At 64.0% G+C, this 21,093-nt stretch carries 17 protein-coding genes; 5 read left to right on the top strand and 12 right to left on the bottom strand.

Annotated elements, in window-relative coordinates:
* Positions 1-70: 70 nt before the first annotated feature.
* From QF045_RS13930 to QF045_RS13910, 5 genes are all read right to left on the bottom strand, one after another.
* The gene (locus tag QF045_RS13930; protein WP_306492697.1) at positions 71-826 is read right to left on the bottom strand and encodes an energy transducer TonB; all 756 of its coding nucleotides are present in this window, start codon (positions 824-826) and stop codon (positions 71-73) included.
* Positions 823-1,269: a protein TolR gene (gene tolR / locus QF045_RS13925; RefSeq protein ID WP_306492696.1), complete on the bottom strand. Its 447-nt coding sequence runs from the start codon at positions 1,267-1,269 to the stop codon at positions 823-825. Before tolR ends, QF045_RS13930 begins: the two co-directional genes overlap by 4 nt.
* Before the next feature lie 13 nt (positions 1,270-1,282).
* Entirely contained in the window at positions 1,283-1,975 is a 693-nt protein-coding gene (gene tolQ, locus QF045_RS13920; RefSeq protein WP_306492695.1) for a protein TolQ, read from the bottom strand.
* A 47-nt stretch (positions 1,976-2,022) separates the two neighbouring features.
* Positions 2,023-3,888, bottom strand: coding sequence for a phytase (locus QF045_RS13915; protein WP_306492694.1), 1,866 nt, complete (start codon positions 3,886-3,888; stop codon positions 2,023-2,025).
* A gap of 142 nt (positions 3,889-4,030) precedes the next feature.
* Positions 4,031-6,544, bottom strand: a complete 2,514-nt coding sequence (locus tag QF045_RS13910) for a TonB-dependent receptor (protein ID WP_306492693.1) — start codon at positions 6,542-6,544, stop codon at positions 4,031-4,033.
* A gap of 377 nt (positions 6,545-6,921) precedes the next feature.
* Between QF045_RS13910 and QF045_RS13905 the strand changes: the two genes are divergently transcribed.
* Both QF045_RS13905 and QF045_RS13900 read left to right on the top strand, forming a co-directional pair.
* Positions 6,922-7,836, top strand: a complete 915-nt coding sequence (locus tag QF045_RS13905) for a GGDEF domain-containing protein (protein ID WP_306492692.1) — start codon at positions 6,922-6,924, stop codon at positions 7,834-7,836.
* Position 7,837: 1 nt separating this feature from the next.
* On the top strand, positions 7,838-8,875 hold the full coding sequence (locus QF045_RS13900) for an AraC family transcriptional regulator (protein ID WP_306492691.1): 1,038 nt from the start codon (positions 7,838-7,840) through the stop codon (positions 8,873-8,875).
* Here QF045_RS13900 and QF045_RS13895 read toward each other — a convergent pair.
* The 5 genes from QF045_RS13895 to QF045_RS13875 all read right to left on the bottom strand — a co-directional run bounded on the left by QF045_RS13895 (position 8,862) and on the right by QF045_RS13875 (position 14,136).
* Positions 8,862-9,743, bottom strand: a complete 882-nt coding sequence (locus QF045_RS13895; RefSeq protein WP_306492690.1) for a LysR family transcriptional regulator — start codon at positions 9,741-9,743, stop codon at positions 8,862-8,864. The two genes, QF045_RS13900 and QF045_RS13895, sit on opposite strands and share 14 nt — an antisense overlap.
* A gap of 195 nt (positions 9,744-9,938) precedes the next feature.
* Positions 9,939-10,556, bottom strand: coding sequence for an isochorismate family cysteine hydrolase YcaC (gene ycaC / locus QF045_RS13890; protein ID WP_306492689.1), 618 nt, complete (start codon positions 10,554-10,556; stop codon positions 9,939-9,941).
* A 26-nt stretch (positions 10,557-10,582) separates the two neighbouring features.
* Positions 10,583-12,421 (bottom strand): amidohydrolase, encoded by a 1,839-nt coding sequence (locus QF045_RS13885; RefSeq protein WP_306492688.1) that lies wholly within the window; start codon positions 12,419-12,421, stop codon positions 10,583-10,585.
* On the bottom strand, positions 12,418-13,008 hold the full coding sequence (locus QF045_RS13880; protein ID WP_306492687.1) for an antibiotic biosynthesis monooxygenase: 591 nt from the start codon (positions 13,006-13,008) through the stop codon (positions 12,418-12,420). The genes QF045_RS13885 and QF045_RS13880 overlap by 4 nt, the downstream gene beginning before the upstream one ends.
* 222 nt (positions 13,009-13,230) lie before the next feature.
* Complete coding sequence (locus QF045_RS13875; RefSeq protein ID WP_306492686.1) at positions 13,231-14,136, bottom strand: LysR family transcriptional regulator; 906 nt, start codon at positions 14,134-14,136, stop codon at positions 13,231-13,233.
* Positions 14,137-14,340: 204 nt separating this feature from the next.
* Here QF045_RS13875 and QF045_RS13870 point away from each other — a divergent pair, with 204 nt between their 5' ends.
* Both QF045_RS13870 and QF045_RS13865 read left to right on the top strand, forming a co-directional pair.
* On the top strand, positions 14,341-14,739 hold the full coding sequence (locus QF045_RS13870; RefSeq protein WP_306492685.1) for a helix-turn-helix domain-containing protein: 399 nt from the start codon (positions 14,341-14,343) through the stop codon (positions 14,737-14,739).
* Positions 14,740-14,796: 57 nt separating this feature from the next.
* On the top strand, positions 14,797-17,568 hold the full coding sequence (locus QF045_RS13865; protein ID WP_306492684.1) for a winged helix-turn-helix domain-containing protein: 2,772 nt from the start codon (positions 14,797-14,799) through the stop codon (positions 17,566-17,568).
* On the opposite strand, the gene QF045_RS13860 is transcribed toward QF045_RS13865, so the two are convergent.
* Positions 17,515-18,966: a winged helix-turn-helix domain-containing protein gene (locus tag QF045_RS13860; RefSeq protein ID WP_306492683.1), complete on the bottom strand. Its 1,452-nt coding sequence runs from the start codon at positions 18,964-18,966 to the stop codon at positions 17,515-17,517. The genes QF045_RS13865 and QF045_RS13860 overlap by 54 nt on opposite strands.
* Positions 18,967-19,114: 148 nt before the next feature.
* Positions 19,115-20,065: a GlxA family transcriptional regulator gene (locus tag QF045_RS13855; protein WP_306494893.1), complete on the bottom strand. Its 951-nt coding sequence runs from the start codon at positions 20,063-20,065 to the stop codon at positions 19,115-19,117.
* 181 nt (positions 20,066-20,246) lie between these two features.
* On the opposite strand from QF045_RS13855, the gene QF045_RS13850 reads away from it, so the two are divergent.
* A complete protein-coding gene (locus QF045_RS13850; RefSeq protein WP_306492682.1) occupies positions 20,247-20,969 on the top strand; it encodes a pirin family protein in 723 nt (240 codons plus the stop codon).
* Positions 20,970-21,093: the final 124 nt, after the last annotated feature.

The following is a 21,093-nucleotide window of genomic DNA, read 5'->3' as shown; positions in this document are numbered from 1 at the left end:
GCAAAGATGCAGTGGTTGACACACAGCTATCGGGAGCAAGCCCCCTCCCACATGGGTTCGGTGTTAACCATTATTTGATGCGGTAGTGGAAAGTGTTGCGCACCGCCGGTACCGCCACGGCCTGGCCGTCGACCATCCTGGGTTGATAGCGAAAGGTATTCGCCGCCGCCAATGAAGGCCGAATGAACAACGGGTGGCAGCCGTCCAGCACCTTGGGATTTTCCACGCGGCCCTGGGTATTGACGGTGTACTCCACCGAGCAGTCGCCTTCGATGTTCTTGTCCAGCGCACGTTCCGGGTAGTCCGGTGCTTCCTTGCTCAACGGCTGGTATTGACGGCTGTCGAACGCCGGAGTGGCTGCCGGTACGGCGGCCTGGGCTTTCTCGGAAGCCACACGCTGCTGGTTCAGGCGTTGCTGCTCCAGCTCTCGATTGCGCTGCTCGGTGGCCAGGCGTTGCTGTTGCTGCTCGGCTTTTTTCTCTTCGACCCGTTTGCGCGCCAGGGCGGCTTTCTCCAGTTTGTGTGCCTGGACCTGTGGGTCGACCGTCGGTTTGGCCGGTACCGGTACTGGCACCGGCGTCGCAACAGGCTCAGGCAATACGGGCGCTACAGGCTCGGGCGCAGGCGTCGGCGCGGGCATCACCACCAGTTGCGTGTGCATCACACGTGGCGCGTCCACCTGCGGTTTTTCGGTGGACCAGCCCAGCATCAAGGCCGCCACCACCGCCACATGCAGCGCCACGGCCAGGCTGGCGGCCAGGCCGTTGCGCCACATCGCGTCGCTGTCTGGTGCCCGTGCCGGGCCGTGCATGATCATCGCGGTCATTGCGGGGCCTCGGTCACCAGCCCCAGGTTGCTGACCCCGCCCTTTTGCAGCACCGCCATGGCCGCTACTACGCGGCCGTACCCGGCGTTGTCGTCAGCGCGGATATACACCTGGGTGTCGCTGCGCGCCGCCACCACTTGCGTGACCTTGGCGCCCATTTCCTCCAGGCTCACCGCGCTGTCGGTCTGGTTGCGGGTGTCGAGTTCGCCGCCCAGGTTCCAGTAGTAGCCGCCGTCCGCCTTCACCGACAAGGTGAGGATCTGCTGGCGGGTGTCACTAGCCAACGCCTCGGCGGCGACTTTGGGCAGTTCGATCTTCACGCCCTGGGTGAGCATGGGTGCGGTGACCATGAAGATCACCAACAGCACCAGCATCACGTCGATGTAAGGCACCACGTTCATTTCGGCCTTGGGCCCGTGCTTGCGTTGCGGCCTGATCAGCATGGGTTTGCTCCTTTCAGGCGGCCACGGCCAGGTTGATCGGGGTACCCCGCAGGGCGCGGTGCAGGCGCACTTGCAATTCGTTGCCGAAGGCGTAGTAGCGGGTGAGCAGGGTCTGGCTGCGCACGGCGAAGCGGTTGTAGGCAATCACCGCCGGGATCGCCGCAAACAGGCCGATGGCCGTGGCAATCAAGGCTTCGGCGATGCCCGGCGCGACCGTCGACAGCGTGGCCTGCTGCACCTGGGACAAGCCGAGGAAGGAATTCATGATGCCCCACACCGTGCCGAACAGACCGATATAGGGGCTGACCGAGCCCACCGTCGCGAGAAATTGCAGGCCCTTTTCCAGCTCCATTTCCTGCTCGGTGATCGCCACCTGCAAGGCGCGCTCCACGCCTTCGAGCACGGCGGGGTCATGGTTGTGCAGGTGCTGGTATTCCTGCAGGCCGGCAATAAAGATCGGCGCCACACCGCCCTCGCCCGCCTGCACGGCCTGGCGGTACAAGGGTTGCAAATCCGTGGCAACGCGAAAGCGCGCCAGGAAGTCGTGCAGCTGTCGCTCCAGGCGCCGCAGCACGCTGCCGCGCCGGATGATCAGGTACCAACTGGTCAACGAGGCCAGCAACAACGTGACCATCACCGCCTTGACCAACAGGCTGGCGTCGCTGATCAAACTCCAGATCGTCATATGTTCCATCGTCGCGTGCATGGTGAAGCTCCTATTCGATTAAAAACGGATGACCGGGTGATGACCGTTCAGGGCAATTCCAAGGCGCGGGTCACCTCGGCCCAGGGCACGAACTTGAAGTTCTGGGTTTGCTCGGGCATGCGCTTGCGCCCGTCCTGCACCACCAGCATGCCCTGGCTCCACGGCCCTCCGAGGTTGATGGCGGTGACTTCGAGGCCATCGGTTTCCGAGGCGCCATCGATGCCGGCAGCGGCGTTCAAGCCGACGCGAAACGCGCCGCGCATGGCGAACGGCGGTTCGGCGTCCAGCACCAGGTAGCTGTCATTGCCCTGGCTTGAGACCACCAGGTAATCCCGCGCCGGACTCTGGTACAGCGCCAGGCCCTCAACGTCGGCATGCAACTGGGCACCCACCTTGATCACGCTGGTCAGCGTGGCCGGTTGGTCGGCGCGGGCATCCACCGCCCACACGCCGACGTCTTCCTCTCCCAGAAACAGGCGCTGGCGTTGGTCGTCGGCCACGCAGCCTTCCGGCTGGCTGTCGACCTTGAACTGGCGCACCAACTCGCCCTGCACACGCCCATCTGGCGCACTCAAGCGGTATTGCAGGAAGGTGCCGTCCTTGCCATTGGCGATTGCATAGATTTCGCCGCTGGCGGGCTGGAACAGGCAGATACCGTAGATTTCCTTGAGCGGCGTCGGCACTTCTCCGGCTTCCTGCAGCTCGCCGCTCTGGCGGTCGATGCTGAACAGGCTCAGGCTGTTGCGATCGCGATTGCTGGCGACGGCGAGGTCGACGGTCTGCGTTCCTAGCCTGAAGTTGGGGCGTATGTCGACGTTGTTCAGGCGCCCTACGGCCAGCTCCTGCAGCAGCTTGCCGTCGAGGTCGTAGGCCAGCAGGCCCTGTTTCTTGTTGGTGCCCAGCACCCGGCTTTTCGCCGGGGTGTGCGGATGAATCCAGATCGCGGGGTCATCCGCCGCATCGCCCTGGCGGCTTACCGGGTCGGTCTGGCGCAGCGCGGCGACCTGGGGCAGCACCGGGGCCGTTGGCACCGGCGTGGCCTGCCAGTCGAGTTGGCCCTGATAGAGCTGGCCGCTGTCGTCATCGCGTACCAACAGCTGCCGCCCATTGATCGACAGTTGCTCCGGTTCCTTGAGACCCGGCAAGGTCAGGCTCGATTGCTCGGCCCAGCGCTCGCCGGTTTGCTGGAACACATGCACCTTTGCGGTTTTCGGGTCCAGCGCCAGCATCCCGCCCGGCACCAGCGCCATGGCGCCGGCTTCGCGCTTGGGGCTGTCGAACAGCGCCACGGGTGTGCGTTTCACCTCGGCTTCCGGGTGCGCCGGGTAGGCCCACCAACCAACGTTCTCTTCGTTGACCACCAGGCGCTCGGCCGCATCGTCCACCTGGCAGAACTGCGCCGAAGGCGGCAGCGGCAGGCCGCGTACCCGCTGCGCCTGGGCCAACAGCGTTGCGCCGTTGCCCACCAGCCACTGCTCGCCCTTGCCCTCCTCGCCCACCAAGAACACAAACAGGTTGGCCGCCGAATCGCGGTACAGGCACACACCGTTTACCGGGTAATCGCGGGCAGGCAAGTACAGCGACGTGCCCCAGGTCTTGCGGGCGACATCGAGGTTGATCAGCGCCACCTGCTGGCGGTCGTTGTCGAGGCTGGCGACCAGCGTTTGAGTGCCAACGGTGCGGGTGTCGAGGCTGCTGAAATCACCCTTGAATCGGGCCAGTTCGACGCCGTGTTCGTCAAGCAGTAACAGACCATCGCGGGTGCTCGCGGCGAGGCGTTCAGTGGCGTTGGGCAGGAAGACCACGGTTTCGGCTTTCAGGCCCGGCGCCCAAGGGGTCAGCGGCAGGTCAATGGCGAACACATTAGCGCTGGTGACCAGCGCGATCAGCAGGTACAGCCTGGAAATTCTCATGAACAAGCAAATCCTTCGAATACGGTGAAGATCCAATGTGGGAGGGGGCTCGCCCCCGATGACGGTGTGTCAGTTGATGCAGCTTTGCCTGACCCGCTGCTATCGGGGGCAAGCCCCCTCCCACATTGGGAATGGGTTGAATTCAAAAATGGGTAAAGGTCAGGCCCAGCTTGTAGGTGGGCCCGTACTCTTCGTACTGGCCGTTGTAGCTGCGGTGGCCGGTGTAGACGAAGTACGACTCGTCAGTCAGGTTCTGCGCCTCGAAACTGACTTGCAGGTTCTTTGTCAGCGAATAGCGCGCACTGAAATCGACGAAGGTCTGGGCATCCACGTGCAGGTCATGGGCCTTGTCGTTGATCGAGGCCAGCTCGTACAGGTAGGCCGACTTGTAGTTGGCCGAAAGGCGCAGGCTCAGCTTGTCGTCTTCCCAGCCCAGCATCAGGTTGCCGACGGTGTCCGACTGGTTGGGCAGGCTGATGTTGCGCTTGCGGTTACGACCGCTGGCGCCGTCAAAGCCCTCGATATCCGCGCTTGAGCGGCTGAAGGTGCTGTTGGCGCCGATCAGCAGGCCGTTCCACGGCGCAGGCAGCCAGTCGAACTTTTGCGAATAGGCCAGTTCCAGGCCATACAGCTTGGCGCTGTCGCCGTTGGCGAAGGTGTGCGCCTCGGCGAAGTTGGCCCACGCGCCGGTGCCGGCGACGTCGGTGCTGTAGACGAAGTTCTGGATGTCCTTGTAGAACACGAACGCCGACACGGTGCCGGCACGGCCCATGAAGTGTTCGATGCCCAGGTCCAGGTTGCTCGACTCCAGGGGCTTGAGGTCCGGGTTGCCGAAGGTGGCTTCGTCGTCGTCGATCACAAAACCGGGGGCCAATTGGCCGAAGGTCGGACGCACCACGGATTTGGTCCAGGCGGCGCGCACCTGGGTGTTCTTGTCGATCTGGTAACGCGCATGCACGCCCGGCAGCCAGTGGTGATAACGACGCTTGGTCTCGGTGGCGCTGAACTGGCCGTCCGTGGCGCCGGTGCCCTTGGCTTCGAACTCGGTGCCTTCGTAGCGCATCCCGGCGATGAAGCGCCAGTCGTCGATATCGACGGTGTTCATCAGGTAGCCGGCGTTGATGTCTTCGCGAATGGTGAAGTCGTTGACCCGGGATTCGGTCGGGTCATAGAAGTTGTCGCGGTTGAGGCCACCGATCAGTTGGCGAATATTGCCCGCGCTGATGCCCGGCCCGAAGCGGCCAAGGCGGTAGTCGAGGTTGCCTTTCTGAAACTGGGTGAGGTTGAGCTGTTCGTCAGTGAAGCCCTGCTCATCCAGGTCCTTGTAGGCCCAGGCTTCCAGGTCGTTGTCCTTGTGGCGTCGGCTGACCTTGCCGCCGAACTTGAACTGGGACGCGTAGCCACCCAGGTCGTAGTCGCGGGCCAGGTCCAGGCGCAGGTTTTTCTCGGTGTCCTGGGTGTGCTGTTTCTCCCAGTCGACTTTGTCGAGGGTGAAGTTGCTGGCGTCGTAGAAACCGTTGCCGATGATCGGGCGTGGCTTGGCCGTGTCGTAGAAGCCGCTGTCGGCGAAATCCCCGCCGTCGAAGGTGGCGCCGGCGATATGCGCCGGGCTGTCTTCGCTGGAGCGGCTGTAGCCGGCCTGGCCGCTCAAGGTCCAGAGGCCAAGCATGCGTTCGCCGCCGAATACGTAGGACTGGATTTGCTGGGTTTCCTCGCGGTTCTTGAGCTTGCGCTTACCCTCGGCCTCGCCTAACTCGCCGGGTGCCTGGGGGTCGGCGAATTCAAGGCTGGCGGCGTTGCGGGTTTCGGTGTCCTTGTAACGGCTGTAGAGGGTGCGCAGGTAGTAGCTGCTGAGGTCATCGGGCTTGTAGTCGAAGTTCAGGCCGCCACCGGCGCGTTCGCGGCTGATGTCGTAGTCGCGCTGTTCGAACTCGTTGAGCCGGGCGCCGTTGTTGAAATCCCAGGCGCCGCCGGTTTCGACGTTGTCCGAGCCAAAATCACGCTTCTGCCAACTGAGGGCCGCGGCCACGCCGAAGTTGTCGATACCGTCGCCCAGGCTGAAACGGTTGCTGGCGGCGCCGGAAAATTTCGGGCTGGTCTGGCGGGTGTTTTTGTCGTAGCTGGCCTCGGTGCTGCCGGTATAGAACAGGCCCTTGTGGTCGAACGCCGACAGGCTTTTAACGTCGACGGTGCCGCCGAGGGAGTTGGCGTCCATGTCCGGGGTGAGCGTCTTGATCACCGACAACGACTGCACCAGTTCCGAAGGCAGTACGTCGAGGGCCACGGCGCGGCGTTCGCTCTCGGGCGAGGGCACCAGGGTGCCGTTGATGGTCACGCTGTTGAGGTCCGGGCCCAGGCCGCGCACGCTGACAAAGCGGCCTTCGCCCTGGTCACGCTCGACGCTGATCCCCGGCAGGCGCTGCACCGCCTCGGCGACGTTTTCATCGGGCAACTGCGCCACGCCGTCGGCATGCACCACGCTCTTGATGCTGTCGGAGCTGCGCTGCTCCTTGAGGGCGCTGCCGATGGCGGCGGCCTGCCCGACCACTTCGACATGCTCGGTGGTCGCCGCTTCGGCGGCGTTGAGCCGTTCGCAGACGACCGCCAGGGCCAAGGCGCTAAGCGTGAAGCTGACGAGCCCGGTGCGCTTGTACATGAAACCCTCCCCAAATCCGTTGGCGCCAGGCAAGAGGCCCGGCAACTGGGAGGGCAAGCTAGGGATGGGGGATGACGGTTCTGTGACAGGGTTGAGTCGAGAAGCCCATAACCTGGGCTTTTCGCAGACTTCTGGGCGTGGAATGAGCTGATATGACCTCAGCAGGTCTCATGTGGGAGGGGGCTCGCTCCCGATAGCGGTGGGTCAGCTACAAATAAGCTGACTGATAGACCGCTATCGGGGGCTGGCCCCCTCCACATTTTGATATTTATCGCCCGCAGCCATGAGCTGATCCGACCCTCTCCCGCTGTCACGCAGCCGTCATATTCATCTGCTGTGCTGGCGCCCACGATTGAATCATCCAAGGACGCGCAGCCATGTTTTCCGTGCTCAAACCCCATCGCTGGAAACTGGCCGTGCTGCTGGTCGCCGCCAACCTCGGGCTGATCCTGCACCTGGCCTGCGGTGAGCTCAAAAGCGTCAGTGAGTGGGAGTGGCTGGACATCGTTGGCGAAGGCGGATCGGCGCTGCTTGCGTTGATCTGGCTGGGCCTGGTGCTGAAAAGTCGACCCGCCGGGCGGGTCACCCATTACCTGGCACTGGGCCTGTCGTGCATTTTCTTTTCCTGGTGGATCGACAGCCTCGACGAGTTCATCCGCCTGCCCGACAGCATCACCTGGGACCACTGGCTGGAGTCGGGGCCGATGCCGGTGGGCATGATCCTGCTGACGATCGGCATCTACCACTGGCACCGCGAGCAACTGGCGATCAGCGCGCAGATGGAAAAGCGCGAGCGCCTGTTCCGCGAGCATCGGCTGTTCGACAAACTCACGCCCCTGGCCGGTGCCGACTACCTCAAACGCCAACTGGCCGACAGCCTTTGCGACAGCCGCGATCAGCAACAACCGCTGTCACTGCTGGCCCTGGACCTGGACAACTTCGCCGCCATCAACCAGGCCTACGGGCATGCCGAGGGCGATGCGGTGCTGCAGGCGGTCAGCCATGTGCTGTTGCTCAACCTGCGCCGCCAGGACCTGTTGTGCCGCCTGGCCGGTGACCGTTTTGTGGTGCTGCTGCCCACCACGGGCGAACGCCAGGCTCAAGGGCTGGCGCTGGAGTTGCAGCAGGCGGTGCAGAGCCTGGCGCACAAAACCCGGCTGCAGGGCGAGCGCCTGCAACTGGCGGCAACTACGGCGGTGGTAATGGCCCTGGACGAGGCGCCTCAGGACCTGCTCAAGCGCCTGAACCTGGCGCTGGCGCGGGCCAAGCAACCCCTTGCGAAAAGCGCCTGAGATGGCCGTGAAAGCCAACGGGTATGAAAACGACAGCCGCTTCATTCCTGGCCATTACCAACCCGCCACGCTGATCGACCTGGCCTTGTCCCGGGACATCGACAGCCATCGCCTGCTGCGCGGCACCGGGCTGTTTCACGAAGACATCCTGGCCGGCAACGCACGCTTGAGCCCGCAGCAGTTCCTCGGTTTGATCGGCAACAGCCGCAAGCTGCTGGACGCCGACGACAGCAGCTTCCTGTTTGGTCAACGCCTGCTGCCCGGCTACTACGGCGCGGCCAGCCATGCCCTGGGGCATGCGCAGAATCTGCATCAGGCGCTGGAGGTCCTTATCCAGCAACAAGTACTGCTCAGCCCGCTGGTTACGCTGCACCTGGAGTTGGATGAACATCACGCCTACCTGTACTGGCGCGACAGTTGCGGTGCCGGCGAGCATTGGCGCTTTCTACTGGAAGCGAGCATGACCTCGCTGGTTGCCATGAGCCAATGGCTCAGCGGCGAGCGCCTGCCCTGGGCGTGCAGTTTCAGTCATGCCGAGCCGCGTTATGTCGAGCAGTACTGGGTGCACCTGGGCGAGCAAACACGCTTCGAACGCCCGCTGGACATGATGTGCCTCCCCCGTGAGTACCTCACCCGCGCCTGGCCTGGCGCCTCGGCCACGGCAGGGCAAGTGGCACGCCAGCAAGCCCGGGAACAGATCGACCAGTTGGGCTTCGCCGCCAGCTTTCTCGACGGTCTCTACGACTACCTGCGCGAACACGTACGCCAGCCACCGAGCCTGGAACAGGCCGCGCAGGCCTTCGCCATGAGCCCGGCGACCCTCAAGCGCAAGCTGCACAAGCATGACACCGGTTTTCAGCAACAGGTGGACCGGGTGCGCAAGCACATGGCGCTGCACCTGTACCAGGTCAAGGGGTTCAGTAACGACGAAGTGGCCGCTTACCTGAACTTCAACGACGCCGCGAACTTTCGGCGCGCGTTCAAGCGTTGGACCGGCAGCACGCCCAGCCTGATCCGGCAGTTGTTCAGCAGCCGCTAGCGAGGCGTTCGCGCAGGAACTCGACCAGCGCCTGCACCGGACGCGAACTCTGCCGGTGTTGGGGGTACACCGCCGAGAGCGTCAGGGCTTCGGGGGCGAATTCGTCGAGTACGCTGACTAGGCGGCCGTCCTTCAAGGCGTCGCCGACGATAAAAGTCGGCAAGTAGGTCACGCCCAGGCCGGCAATCGCGGTGTCACGCAGCAGGTCGCCGTTATTGACGCGCATGCGCCCGCTCACGTTCAGCGCTTGCAGCTTGCCTTTGAAGCGCCATTGCACGTGACGGCCATGGCCGTAGGGCAGGCAATCGTGCTCGGCGAGGTCGTCGGGTTTTTGCGGGGTGCCGCGCAGCGCCAGGTAGTCGGGGCTGGCGCAGTACACCCTTGGGATGCTGGCGATGCGCCGTGCGATCAGGGTGGAATCTTCCAGGGTGCCGATCCGCAGCACCAGGTCATAGCCTTCGCCGATCAGGTCCACCGGACGGTCGCTGAGGTCGACTTCCACCGCCACCTCGGGGTAGCGCTGCAGGAACAGCGGCAACAGGCAGCCCAGATGCGCCATGGCAAACGACAACGGCGCGCTGAGGCGAATGGTGCCGCGTGGTTCGCTGTTCTGCCCGGCGATGCCCTGCTCCACTTGCTCGACATCACCGAGCAGGCGCAAGGCCGATTCGTAGTAGCTCTGGCCCAGCGGCGTGACATCCAGGCGCCGCGTGGAGCGGTTGAGCAGGCGCACGCCGAGGCGCTCTTCCAGCTGGATCAGGCGGCGGCTGACGAACTGCTTGGACAGGCCCAGTTGCTCGGCGGCGGCGGTGAAACTGCCGGATTCCATGACCTGGCAGAACAGGCGCATGTCTTCGAAGGGGTTCATTGTCGCTTCTCGGTGGACATTAGGTTGTTTTATAACTGGATAGTCGCAACACCACAAACCCAATGTGAACACAGGCAAATGTGGGAGGGGGCTTGCTCCCGATAGCGGTGGGTCAGTTCTGAATAAGCTGACTGATACACCGCTATCGGGGGCAAGCCCCCTCCCACAGGAATTACCGACAGGTTTGAAGACGAGTTACTTGGCGGTGAACGCCGAGTAGCTGTTCATCAGGTTGCGGTAGTTGGGGATGCGCGGCGACAACAGGTTGGCCAGGCCTTCCATGTCGTTGCGCCAGTCCACCTGCAGCTCGCAGGCCACCGAGAACCAGTTCACCAGTTGCGCGCCCGCGGCGGTCATACGCGCCCACGCGGCTTGCTGTACGGTTTCGTTGAAGGTACCGGAGGCGTCGGTGACCACGAACACCTCGAAGCCTTCGGCCAGGGCGCACAGGGTTGGGAAGGCAACGCACACATCCGTCACCACACCGGCAATGATGATCTGCTTGCGACCGGTCGCCTTGACGGCCTTGACGAAGTCTTCGTTGTCCCAGGCGTTGATCTGGCCAGGGCGGGCAATGTACGGCGCGTCCGGGAACAGGGCCTTGAGTTCCGGAACCAGCGGGCCGTTGGGGCCGGCCTCAAAACTGGTGGTGAGGATGGTTGGCAGGTTGAAGAACTTGGCCACGTCGGCCAGGGCCAGCACGTTGTTCTTGAATTCGTTCGGGGAGAAATCCTGCACCAACGAGATCAGGCCGGTCTGGTGATCGACCATCAGTACGACGGCGTCGTCTTTGTTCAAGCGCTTGTAAGTCATGGGTTAACTCCTTGGTGGGTGTTGAATCAGAAGGCAAAGCACGAGCAGCCAAACGCACCCCAGAAGCCCTGGAAGTCGCTGACCGGAACGCTGGAAAGACGCGCTTTCTCATGGCTGTGGGAGTGCACGCCGCACGGGCCGCTGCACTGGTGAACCTGGGCTTGCAGGGGCGAGTTCGGACGCCAGTGCCCCGGCACCTTGACCACCGGCGACCAGTCCGGCAGTACCGGCACACGCGGCGGTGCGAAATCTTCGAAATCGCCGGCGCCGTAGACCACCTTGCCGCCGACCACGGTGAGCACCGACTCGATCCACTTGATGGCTTCTTCATCGACACTGAAAAAGTCCGCCGAGAGTGCCGCGACGTCCGCCAACTGGCCGACCTTGATCTGGCCCTTCTTGCCCTGTTCGGACGAGAACCAGGCGCTGCCATGGGTGAACAGTTCCAGCGCAGTCAGGCGCGGCAGGCCCTCGGCGTGCAGTTCCAGGCCACCCACGGTGCGGCCGCTGACCATCCAGTACAGCGACGTCCACGGGTTGTAGCTCGAGACCCGCGTGGCGTCGGTGCCCGCGCCGACCGGTACGCCTTCGGCGAGCATGCGCTTGATCGGCGGCGTGGCTTCAGCGGCCTTGGCACCATAGCGCTCGACAAAATATTCGCCCTGGAACGCCATGCGGTCCTGGATCGCAATGCCGCCGCCGAGGGCGCGCACGCGTTCGATGTTTTTCGGGGTGATGGTTTCGGCATGGTCGAAGAACCACGGCAGGCCGTTGAACGGGATGTCGCGGTTGACCTTCTCGAACACATCCAGCATGCGCGAGATCGACTCGTCATAGGTGGCGTGCAGGCGGAACGGCCAGCGCTGCTCCACCAGGTGGCGTACCACCGGCTCCAGCTCCTGTTCCATGGTCAGCGGCAGGTCGGGACGCGGCTCGAGGAAGTCTTCGAAGTCGGCGGCCGAAAACACCAGCATCTCGCCGGCGCCGTTGTGGCGCAGGTAGTCATCGCCCTGATGCAGGGTGACGCTGCCGGTCCAGTTCTTGAAGTCGCTGAGCTCTTCCTTGGGCTTCTGGGTGAACAGGTTGTAGGCGATGCGCACCGTCAACTGTTCATCCTTGGCCAACTGCTCGATCACCGCGTAGTCGTCGGGATAGTTCTGGAAACCGCCGCCGGCATCGATGGCGCTGGTCAGGCCCAGGCGATTGAGTTCACGCATGAACTGGCGGGTGGAGTTGACCTGGTATTCCAGCGGCAGTTTCGGACCTTTGGCCAGGGTCGAATACAAGATCATCGCGTTCGGCCGCGCCACCAGCATGCCGGTGGGGTTGCCGTTGCTGTCGCGCACGATCTCGCCACCTGGCGGGTTGGGCGTGTCCTTGGTGTAGCCGGCCACGCGCAACGCCGCACGGTTGAGCAAGGCGCGGTCATACAGGTGCAGCACGAACACCGGCGTATCAGGGGCGGCCTGGTTGAGTTCTTCCAGGGTCGGCATGCGTTTTTCGGCAAACTGGAATTCGTTCCAGCCGCCCACCACGCGCACCCATTGTGGCGTGGGGGTGCGGTCGGCCTGGTCCTTGAGCATGCGCAAGGCATCGGCCAGGGACGGCACGCCTTCCCAGCGCAATTCGAGGTTGTAGTTCAGCCCGCCGCGGATCAGGTGCAGGTGCGAGTCGTTGAGGCCGGGGATCACGGTCCGGCCCTTGAGGTCGATGACCCGGGTGCCGCTGCCGCGCAGGGCCATGGCTTCGCCATCAGTGCCTACCGCGACGAAGCGCCCGTCACGAATGGCAACGGCGCTGGCGCGTGGGTTTTCCCGGTCCACGGTGTGGAACTGGCCATTGAACAAAATCAGGTCGGCGTTCATAGGGTTTCCTTTACAGAGGCTTCAAGCCAGGGAGCGAACAGGCGGGTGGCGGCCGGCATCAGCACGTACACCACCAGCAGCACGATGGTCAAAGTGACCAGGAAGGTGGAGACCACGTAGTTGGACAGAAACGGGTGCAACCGCAGGATCGGCCCCCAGATAAATGGCAGGAGCAAGGTTTGCGGCAGGATCACGAACAGGCTGACCACCGCCTGCTTCCAGCGCGGTGGCTTGGCGGCGCCGTCGGCCTGGGGCGCGAACCAGAATTCATTGGCGGCGCCGATTTCCGTCTGGTCGCCGTCGGCCAGCATCGGCGCGGCTTCGTCGATCAAGGCCTGGCGTTGCGGCGATTCGAGCCACAACTCCAGGGCTTCGGTGGAGCGGTAGCGCAGGACGCAGGTGAACAGCGCCATGCCGCCCTGCTGGCTGCGCACCACGTCGACGCCAAGGTGGCCGGGGCGTTCGCCGGCGATGCGCACGATGCGCCGTAGCCAGGCTTCGTACTCGGTTTCATGGCCGGGCTTGACCCGGTGTTTGACGACCAGGGTGACGACTTCGTCCGGGCTGGTATTGGCTGTTGGGTCCATGTTGGGTGTCTCCCCCGGGGCATTGAACGATAGGAGGAGTTTGGCGGGTTGGGGCTGGGCCGAATTGGATGTATGTGCTGTTTGGCTTTTATGTAGGAGCGAGCTTGCTCGCGAAAAACGCCCAGGCAACGTGTTCATTCTGGATAAACGCGGGGGGCCCTGAGTTCTTCGCGAGCAAGCTCGCTCCTACAACAAGCGCCCTCCCCCATTTGGACCTGGCAGTCAGTTCGCCGCCATATGCTCCGCAATCCGCCCCCGCAACCAGCGCTCCGCCGGGTCGTTGTCATGCACCCCGCTCCACACCATCGACAGCTCTGCCGCATCGATCGCAAACGGTGGGTCTTCGGCGCGCAGGCGGGTGCCCTCGGTCAATGCGCACGCGGCGTAATCGGGCACGGTTGCGATGATCTGCGTGCCCGCCAACAGGGCTCGCAAGCCGCTGAACTGCGGCACCGCCAGCACCACCCGCCGCGAGCGGCCGATGCGTGCCAGATCCAGGTCAATGTTGCCGCTCAAGTCGCCGGAGAACGACACCATCGCGTGGGGCCTGGCGCAATAATCGTCCAGCGTCAGTGGCTCCTCGCCATCATCACCGCGCAGTACCTTGCACGGAATATCGCGCAGCTTCTTACGCTTGGCATTGGCCGGCAGTTCAGTGGTGTAACTCACCCCCACCGAGATTTCGCCACTGGCCAGCAGCGACGACATCAACAGGAAGTTGGCCCGGCGCACCACCACGATAATGCCGGGCGCCTCTTCGCGCAGGCGGCTGAGCAACGGCGGGAACAGGCCGAACTCCGCATCGTCGGACAGGCCGATGCGAAACACCGCGCAACTGGTGGAGGGGTCGAAATCCTTGGCGCGGCTGACGGCGCCTGAAATGGTGTCCATGGCCGGTTGCAGCTCCTTGAGTATCGCCAGCGCGCGTGGCGTGGGTTCCATGCCGCGACCGTTGCGCAGCAGCAACGGGTCGTCGAACAGGTCGCGCAGGCGGCCCAGTGCCGCACTCACCGCCGGCTGGCCCATGAAAAGCTTCTCGGCGACCCGGGTCAGGTTTTTCTCGAACATCAGGGCTTCGAAAATCACCAGCAGGTTCATGTCGACGCGGCGCAGGTCGTTGCGGTTCATGGCGGTATCCAAACGGTATGCAGGGGGTCAGGGAAGCATGCCCGCAACGCAGGGAATTGCATACCTGTGCTGTCTTTTCCGCGCCCGCACCTGGCGAAATTAACAACGATTAACTCGTCAGCCAGACGGTCCGGCAACAAGATAAGCGACGTCTACACTGCATCCATTCACCGGGAACGCTCCCATCGACTGCGGATATTTGTCATGGCCCGACTCGCGCAATATGCCCCTCGTTTATCCGCCACCGGAGGCCTATGCCCTCGGCGCGAGCGTATCGCCAAGCAATTGATCCTGGCCAACCTCGGCGAAAGCCTGAGCATCGCCGACCTGGCCCAGGCCTGCGCCCTGTCGCGCAGCCATTTTTCCCGGGCGTTCAAATGTTCCACCGGAGCTTCGCCTCAGGAATGGATTCGCCAGCAGCGCATCCTGCGCGCCAAGGAACTGATCACCAGCTCGTCCCTGAGCCTCACGCAGATCAGCCTGGAGTGCGGCTTTTGCGACCAGGCGCACTTCTGCCATATGTTTACCCGCAGCGAGGGCGTGAACCCGATGACCTGGCGAAACCACCACTCGCGCGCCAAACCTGAGGTGATCGCAGCCTAGTGGTCTGGACGCACCTGGAATATGCTGGCACACCCTTATTCCTGAACCTGCGCAGCCATGAATGATTTGAGCGACCAGGCCGTGCACTTCGGCCCCTACCGCATCCATCCGCGCGAGCGCCTGGTGCTGGAAGCCGGTCGCCCGCTGCGCCTGGGACGGCGCGCGGTGGATATTCTGCTGATCCTGCTCGAGCACGCCGGCAACGTAGTGAGCAAGCAGGAACTGATCGCGCGGGTGTGGCCCAAAAGCGTGGTGGAAGACGGCAACTTGCGGGTGCACATGGCCGCGTTGCGCAAGGCCCTGGGCGACGGCCAGGCCGGGCAGCGCTATATCGTCACGGTCGCCCAGCGCGGCTACAGTTTTGTCGCGCCACTGAGCATCGAACCGATGACGCTACCCACCGACGGCGCTCCACAACGGCCGAGCCATAACCTGCCACTGCGGCGCACGCGAATGATCGGTCGCCAGGCGCTGATCGACGCGCTGGTGCAGCAACTGCCGCAGCAACGCTTCATCACCCTGACCGGTGCCGGTGGCATCGGCAAGACCACCGTTGCCCTGCGCGTGGCGGAGTTGCTGATCGGGCACTACCGCGACGGTATCCACCTGCTGGACCTGGCGCCGCTCAGTGCCGCCTCGATGATCCTGCCCAACCTCGCCGCCCTGCTTGGCATGACCCCCGGCGAAAACGCGCCGCTGGCCAGCTTTGCCCGCAGCCTGCAGGCACGCCAGATGCTGCTGGTGATCGACAACTGCGAGCACCTGCTCGACGACATCGCCCTGATCAGCGAAACCCTGCTGCGCCATGCACCGCAGCTGCACATCCTCACCACCAGCCGCGAAGCCTTGCGCGCCGAAGGTGAGTCGGTGCAACGCCTGGAGCCCTTGACCTGCCCGCCCGCCACCGGCAACCGCGCCCAGGCCCTGGGCTACCCGGCCATGCAACTGCTGATCGAGCGGGCCATGTCCCACCAGGACAGCTTTGCCCTCAGCGACGCCGAACTGCCGCTGGCGATCGACATCTGCCAGCGCCTGGACGGCATTCCGCTGGCAATCGAGCTGGTGGCCGCGCAGATCGAGCGCTTTGGCCTGCCGGGACTGCTGGTGCAAATGGAAGATAACTTCCGCCTGCTGACCCGCGGTCGGCGCAGCGCCCTGCCCCGCCAGCAAACCCTGCGGGCCACGCTGGACTGGAGCTTTGACCTGCTCACCGAATGCGAAAAGATCTGCCTGCGCCGGCTGGCGGTGTTTCGTGGCGGCTTCAGCCTGGTCAGCGCGGCGGCGGTGATCGCCGGTGAGCACATCGCCCCGGCCGAAGTGCTCGGCTCGATCACGCAACTGGTGGCCAAGTCGCTGCTGAATGTGGACGCCAGCGATGACGAGATGGTCTATCGCCTGCACGACATCACCCGCACCTATGCCCTGGAAAAGCTCAGCCTTGCGGGCGAGCTGCAAGCCACGCGCGAGCGCCACGCGGCACGCTGCCTGGCCTTGATGGAACAGGCCCAGGACGATTGGGAACTGATCGCCACGCTGCCCTGGATCGAGCGCTACGCACCGCTGCGCGAAGATGTACGCGCCGCCCTCGACTGGGGCTTTGCCGACGACGCGGGGCACTTGCTGGCGATCCGCTTGACGGTCAGCGCAATGCCACTGTGGCAAGAACTGTCGTTGCTGCGCGAGCACGGCGGTTATGTGGACCAGGCGTTGGCGCTGATCGATCAGGTCGAAGCGCCATGCACCCAATTGACCCTGCAACTGCAACTGGCGTTGGGCAGCCTCTCCTACCACGCCGTGGGCCCTGCGCCCCAGACCATCGCCGCGTTTGTCGGTGCCGCCCGCCTGGCCGAAGAGCGCCAGGACTTGGCCGGCCAGTTGCGCGCGATCTCCGGGCATATGGCGGTGAACCTGTGTGCCGGGCGCTATGGCCAAGCGCTGGAACAGAGCCTGCAGTTCGATCGCCTCGACCCGCGCACCGAGCCATTGCTGGACCTGAGTACCCAACGCTTGCGCGCCCTGGCCCAGCATTACACCGGCAATCAGGCGCTGGCCCGACAGCAGGCCGAGCAGGTGCTGCAGCGCATGAGCCACAGCGGCCACGTCAACCGCTTCGCCCATGGTGTCGGCGTGCAATACGACCAGAGCGTCGCCTCGCTGACCGTACTGGCGCGCATCCTCTGGTTGCAGGGCTTTGCCGAACGCGCCTGGCGCACCGCCAGCCAGGCGCTGGAACTGGCGCTGCAGATCAACCACGGCACCTCAATCTGCTACACCCTGGCCCTGGCCGGTGTGGTGATCGCCCGCTACAACGGCGCCGAAGACGACGCACAGGCCATGCAATGCCTGCTGCTGGAGCAGTCGCACAAGCATTCGGTGCAACTGTTCCAGACCTGGGCCGGGCATTACGCCGGGATCCTGGGAAGCGGGGATTTACAGGGCCTTGGGCTGATTGAAGATACGTTGTTCACCTTCGGCATGAGCCCGGTCGGTGAGGCGAGTGTGGAACGGGCACGCAGTGGCGCGGCTGGGTGGTGCGCACCCGAAATACTGCGGCTGTACGCTGGGCAGGCGCTGCGCTCGGGTGATGCAACCGCTGCCGAAACGCTGCTGCTCGAAGCCCTGGACCTGGCGCACCAGCAAGGTGCGCTGGCCTGGGCGCTGCGCTGTGCGGTGGACCTCGCGCAATTATGGCAGCAGCGCGGGCGCCCGCAGGCGGCCAGGGAGTTGCTCGATACAGTCTACGGTCAGTTCACCGAAGGTTTCGCCACCCACGATCTATTGCGCGCACGCCGCCTGCTCGACGAGTTGCAGGACAAACGGCCGGCCTGAAAATCCCTCCAGGCAATGCTCGTAGCCCTGCTGCAGACGCTCTACTTGAAGCGGGTCGCGCAATTGCGCCAGGGCGTAGCTGCGCACGCAATTGAGCAGGCGGTAGCGCACCGGGCCCAGGCCGGGCTCGACGGCCAGCAGCGAGGTGTTGACCAGGCGCGCCAGCAGGTAAGACAGGTCGGCGTGTTCCAGCTCGGTACCGGCGACCATTTCGCTCAAGGTGGGCATCGTCACCGCCGTTTTGAACAAGCTCAACTGCAAGAACAGCCAGCACTCCGGCAGGCTCAGGCGTGTGTAGCTCCAATCCAGAGCGGCGATCAATGAACGGTGGCGTTCCACTGCCGTACGGCGGCCGCGGGTCAACCCTTGCAAGCCGGTGCGCAGTTGCCGGTGCACGCCGCCGATGCCCAGCGCGTCGACCTGGGCGGCGGCCAGTTCGAGGGCCAGGGGGATACCGTCCAGGCGCCGACAGATTTCACGCAACGCCGTCAGGTCCTGGGGCCGCAACGCAAACCCTTGCTGGCTGGCGCGCACCCGTGTGACGAACAGCTGGACCGCGGGACAGGCCATGGCCTGCTCGACATCGGCCAACACCGACGGTGACGGCACCCCCAGTCGCGGCACGCGTACCAGCCATTCGCCAGGGGCCAGCAAGGCTTCGCGACTGCTGATCAGCACGCTGATCTCGGGCGCTCGTTCACGCAGGGCGCGCAGCAGTTTGCGACAGGCGCCGAGCAGCAGATCGGCCCCGTCGAGTACCAGCAGCAACTGGCGCGAGGCCAACGTGCGGCATAGCGCATCGAGGCTGTCGACGGGGTCCAGTTGCAACAGCGTGGCCAGCTGACCGAGCAGGTCGCTCAAACTTCGCAGGCTGGTCATGTCGACCCACCACACGCCGTCGCGATAGCGCGGCAACAGGCGCTCGGCGAGCGCAAGGGCAAGGGTACTTTTGCCGATGCCGGCCACGCCGGTAAGGGTCAGCAGCCGTTGCCCAGCCATGCGCCGCATCAGCATGCCAATCAGTTCTTCACGACCGAGCACCGGGCTGAGCCGCGCAGCCAGGTTGTGCGCGGGCAGCCGCGTTGCCAGCGCGCCTTGCTCGGGCACGGCGAAGCAGTACCCACGCTGCGGGTGATTGAGGATCAAGCGTTGCCCGTCCAGGGCGCGCCGCAACGCGGCAATGTGCACGCGCAGGTTATTGTCTTCGACGACGCTGTTGGGCCAGATCCGCTCGATCAAGGTCGACTTGCTGATGAATTGCCCCGGCGCTTCCAGCAGCACCGCGAGGATATCCAGCGCGCGCCCACCCAGCGGCACCGGCCAGCCTGATTTGCTGACCAGGCGCTGGTGCCGATGGAAAGTGTAGGGGCCAAAGCTCACCGCCGCAGAATCATTCATGTCCGTAACCGCGCTGAAACACCCGTGCTTGAGTGCCTGCGCTCCTTTTCCGTGGGCTCGACGTTATCTTGCCAGCTCGCAATGACAGGACAATACCGGCACAGGGAGCGATACGGACAATCGGGTGCCTCAGACGGACATTCTGTCGTTAACTGAACTGTTGTCGGTATTGGGTAGGGTTCAGGCCGAGTTTTTCACTGAACAGAAAGCGCATATGCCGCACGCTGCCAAAGCCTGCGTGGAAGGCCACGGTCTTGAGCGGCAGGTCGGTGGTTTCCAGCAATTGCCGGGCACGGTCGATGCGCGCGCCTTGCAGGAACGCCATCGGCGTCATCTGCACCTCCTTGGCGAACAGTCGCGCAAAGTGGCGCGCACTCATGCCGGCCAACTCGGCCATGGATTCGATGGTGAAGGGTTGATCCAGATGGGCCAGCACCTGGTGCTGCACCCGCGTGATCGCCGTTTCCTGGGGCGCCACGGCGGCGGTCATCGGGCTGAACTGGGCCTGGCCACCCTGACGTTTCATCACCACCAGCAGCACCTTGGCCACGTCCACCGCCACTTGCTTGCCATGATCCTGGGCGACCACCGACAGGGCCAGGTCGATACCGGCTGTGACGCCACCCGAGGTGATCAGGCGCCGGTCCTGCAAGTAGATGCGATCGGTCTCGACGCTGGCGTTGGGGAACGCCTTGATCAGACGTTCGGTGTAGTGCCAATGGGTGGTCACGCGATGTCCGTCCAGCAAACCGGCATGCCCGAGCACAAAAGCGCCGGTGCAGATCGAACCGAAACGCCGGGCCAGTGGCGCCGTCGCCTTGAGCCACGGCAACAGCGCGGGATGGCATTCGTTATAGGCACCCGGCCCGCCCGGAACCAGCAGCAGGTCGTAGGCCGTGTGCGCCTGGTCCAGCAGCAGGTCGGTCTGGACCATCACGCCATTGGATGCACGCAACGGCCCCGGCTCAGTGCCGATGGTCAGGATGCGGTAGTGGTCGGCCGCCGGGAGGTAGCGGTTGGCAATGGAAAACACTTCAAGCGGCCCGGCCATGTCGAGCAGCAGGAAGTCCGGAAACAGCGCCATGGCCACGGTTTTCATAGGCGGGAAACGTCCATCGGGAAGGAATGCGTCGGGCATTATGGCATGCCTTTTACTGTCAACCTACGGGCGACAGTTATTCAGATTTGATCTTCTTAATGAATTCACGGCTAACCATTAACCTTCTTCTCAACGCAAGCGCCCTGCATGTCGCAGCCGGCGCTCACTTGAGGACTGGACCATGCTGACCCTTCGCAAAGCTTCCGAACGCGGCGCCGCCAATCACGGTTGGTTGAAGTCATTCCACACCTTCTCCTTCGCCAACTACTGGAACCCCAAGGAGCAGGGTTTTTCCGACCTGCTGGTGATCAACGATGACCGCGTCGCCGCCGGCAAAGGCTTCGGCCAGCACCCGCACCGCGACATGGAGATTTTCTCCTATGTGCTCGAAGGCGCCCTGGAACACAAGGACACCCTGGGCACCGGCTCGGTGATCCGCCCCGGCGATGTGCAACTGATGAGCGCCGGCAGCGGCGTGGCCCATAGCGAGTTCAACCACAGCCAGCGTCTGGGCGTGCACTTCCTGCAGATCTGGATCGTGCCCAACGAAGCCGGGGCCAAGCCGCGCTATCAGCAGGAGCACTTCAGCGAGGCGCAAAAACGCGGGCGCCTGCAATTGATCATCTCGCCGGACGGTGCCGACGGTTCGTTGAATGTTCGCCAGGATGCGCGGGTGTATGCCGGGCTGTTCAACGCCGACGAAAGCGCGCAACTGGACCTGCCGGCGGATCGCTACGCCTACGTCCATGTGGCGCGTGGCAGCGTCGAACTCAATGGCCAGCGTTTGCAGGAAGGCGACGGTGTGCGGGTGCGGGACGAGCGCCAGATCCGCCTGAGCCAGGGCGAAGACGCCGAGGTGCTGGTATTTGACCTGCGCCCCAATGACCTGCCGCAGATGCCATGACGCTCGCAGTGAGGGTCCGCACAGGATCATCGCTGGCATCGATAGTCACCATCAGCGCAATGAAGTTCTCTTAAAAAATGCGGCGCGTAACATCAAACCCATGCCAAACGGCACCCAACTAAAA

This window comes from Pseudomonas sp. W4I3 (assembly GCF_030816195.1).
GTDB lineage: Bacteria > Pseudomonadota > Gammaproteobacteria > Pseudomonadales > Pseudomonadaceae > Aquipseudomonas.
This window is presented reverse-complemented; position numbering and strand designations above follow the sequence as displayed.

What these genes read in the sequence shown, in the direction of transcription:
- QF045_RS13930 (WP_306492697.1), bottom strand. Translation starts at nt 826, where the DNA reads ATGACCGCGATGATCATGCACGGCCCGGCACGGGCACCAGACAGCGAC.
- tolR (WP_306492696.1), bottom strand. Translation starts at nt 1,269, where the DNA reads ATGCTGATCAGGCCGCAACGCAAGCACGGGCCCAAGGCCGAAATGAAC.
- tolQ (WP_306492695.1), bottom strand. Translation starts at nt 1,975, where the DNA reads ATGCACGCGACGATGGAACATATGACGATCTGGAGTTTGATCAGCGAC.
- QF045_RS13915 (WP_306492694.1), bottom strand. Translation starts at nt 3,888, where the DNA reads ATGAGAATTTCCAGGCTGTACCTGCTGATCGCGCTGGTCACCAGCGCT.
- QF045_RS13910 (WP_306492693.1), bottom strand. Translation starts at nt 6,544, where the DNA reads ATGTACAAGCGCACCGGGCTCGTCAGCTTCACGCTTAGCGCCTTGGCC.
- QF045_RS13905 (WP_306492692.1), top strand. Translation starts at nt 6,922, where the DNA reads ATGTTTTCCGTGCTCAAACCCCATCGCTGGAAACTGGCCGTGCTGCTG.
- QF045_RS13900 (WP_306492691.1), top strand. Translation starts at nt 7,838, where the DNA reads ATGGCCGTGAAAGCCAACGGGTATGAAAACGACAGCCGCTTCATTCCT.
- QF045_RS13895 (WP_306492690.1), bottom strand. Translation starts at nt 9,743, where the DNA reads ATGAACCCCTTCGAAGACATGCGCCTGTTCTGCCAGGTCATGGAATCC.
- ycaC (WP_306492689.1), bottom strand. Translation starts at nt 10,556, where the DNA reads ATGACTTACAAGCGCTTGAACAAAGACGACGCCGTCGTACTGATGGTC.
- QF045_RS13885 (WP_306492688.1), bottom strand. Translation starts at nt 12,421, where the DNA reads ATGAACGCCGACCTGATTTTGTTCAATGGCCAGTTCCACACCGTGGAC.
- QF045_RS13880 (WP_306492687.1), bottom strand. Translation starts at nt 13,008, where the DNA reads ATGGACCCAACAGCCAATACCAGCCCGGACGAAGTCGTCACCCTGGTC.
- QF045_RS13875 (WP_306492686.1), bottom strand. Translation starts at nt 14,136, where the DNA reads ATGAACCGCAACGACCTGCGCCGCGTCGACATGAACCTGCTGGTGATT.
- QF045_RS13870 (WP_306492685.1), top strand. Translation starts at nt 14,341, where the DNA reads ATGGCCCGACTCGCGCAATATGCCCCTCGTTTATCCGCCACCGGAGGC.
- QF045_RS13865 (WP_306492684.1), top strand. Translation starts at nt 14,797, where the DNA reads ATGAATGATTTGAGCGACCAGGCCGTGCACTTCGGCCCCTACCGCATC.
- QF045_RS13860 (WP_306492683.1), bottom strand. Translation starts at nt 18,966, where the DNA reads ATGAATGATTCTGCGGCGGTGAGCTTTGGCCCCTACACTTTCCATCGG.
- QF045_RS13855 (WP_306494893.1), bottom strand. Translation starts at nt 20,065, where the DNA reads ATGAAAACCGTGGCCATGGCGCTGTTTCCGGACTTCCTGCTGCTCGAC.
- QF045_RS13850 (WP_306492682.1), top strand. Translation starts at nt 20,247, where the DNA reads ATGCTGACCCTTCGCAAAGCTTCCGAACGCGGCGCCGCCAATCACGGT.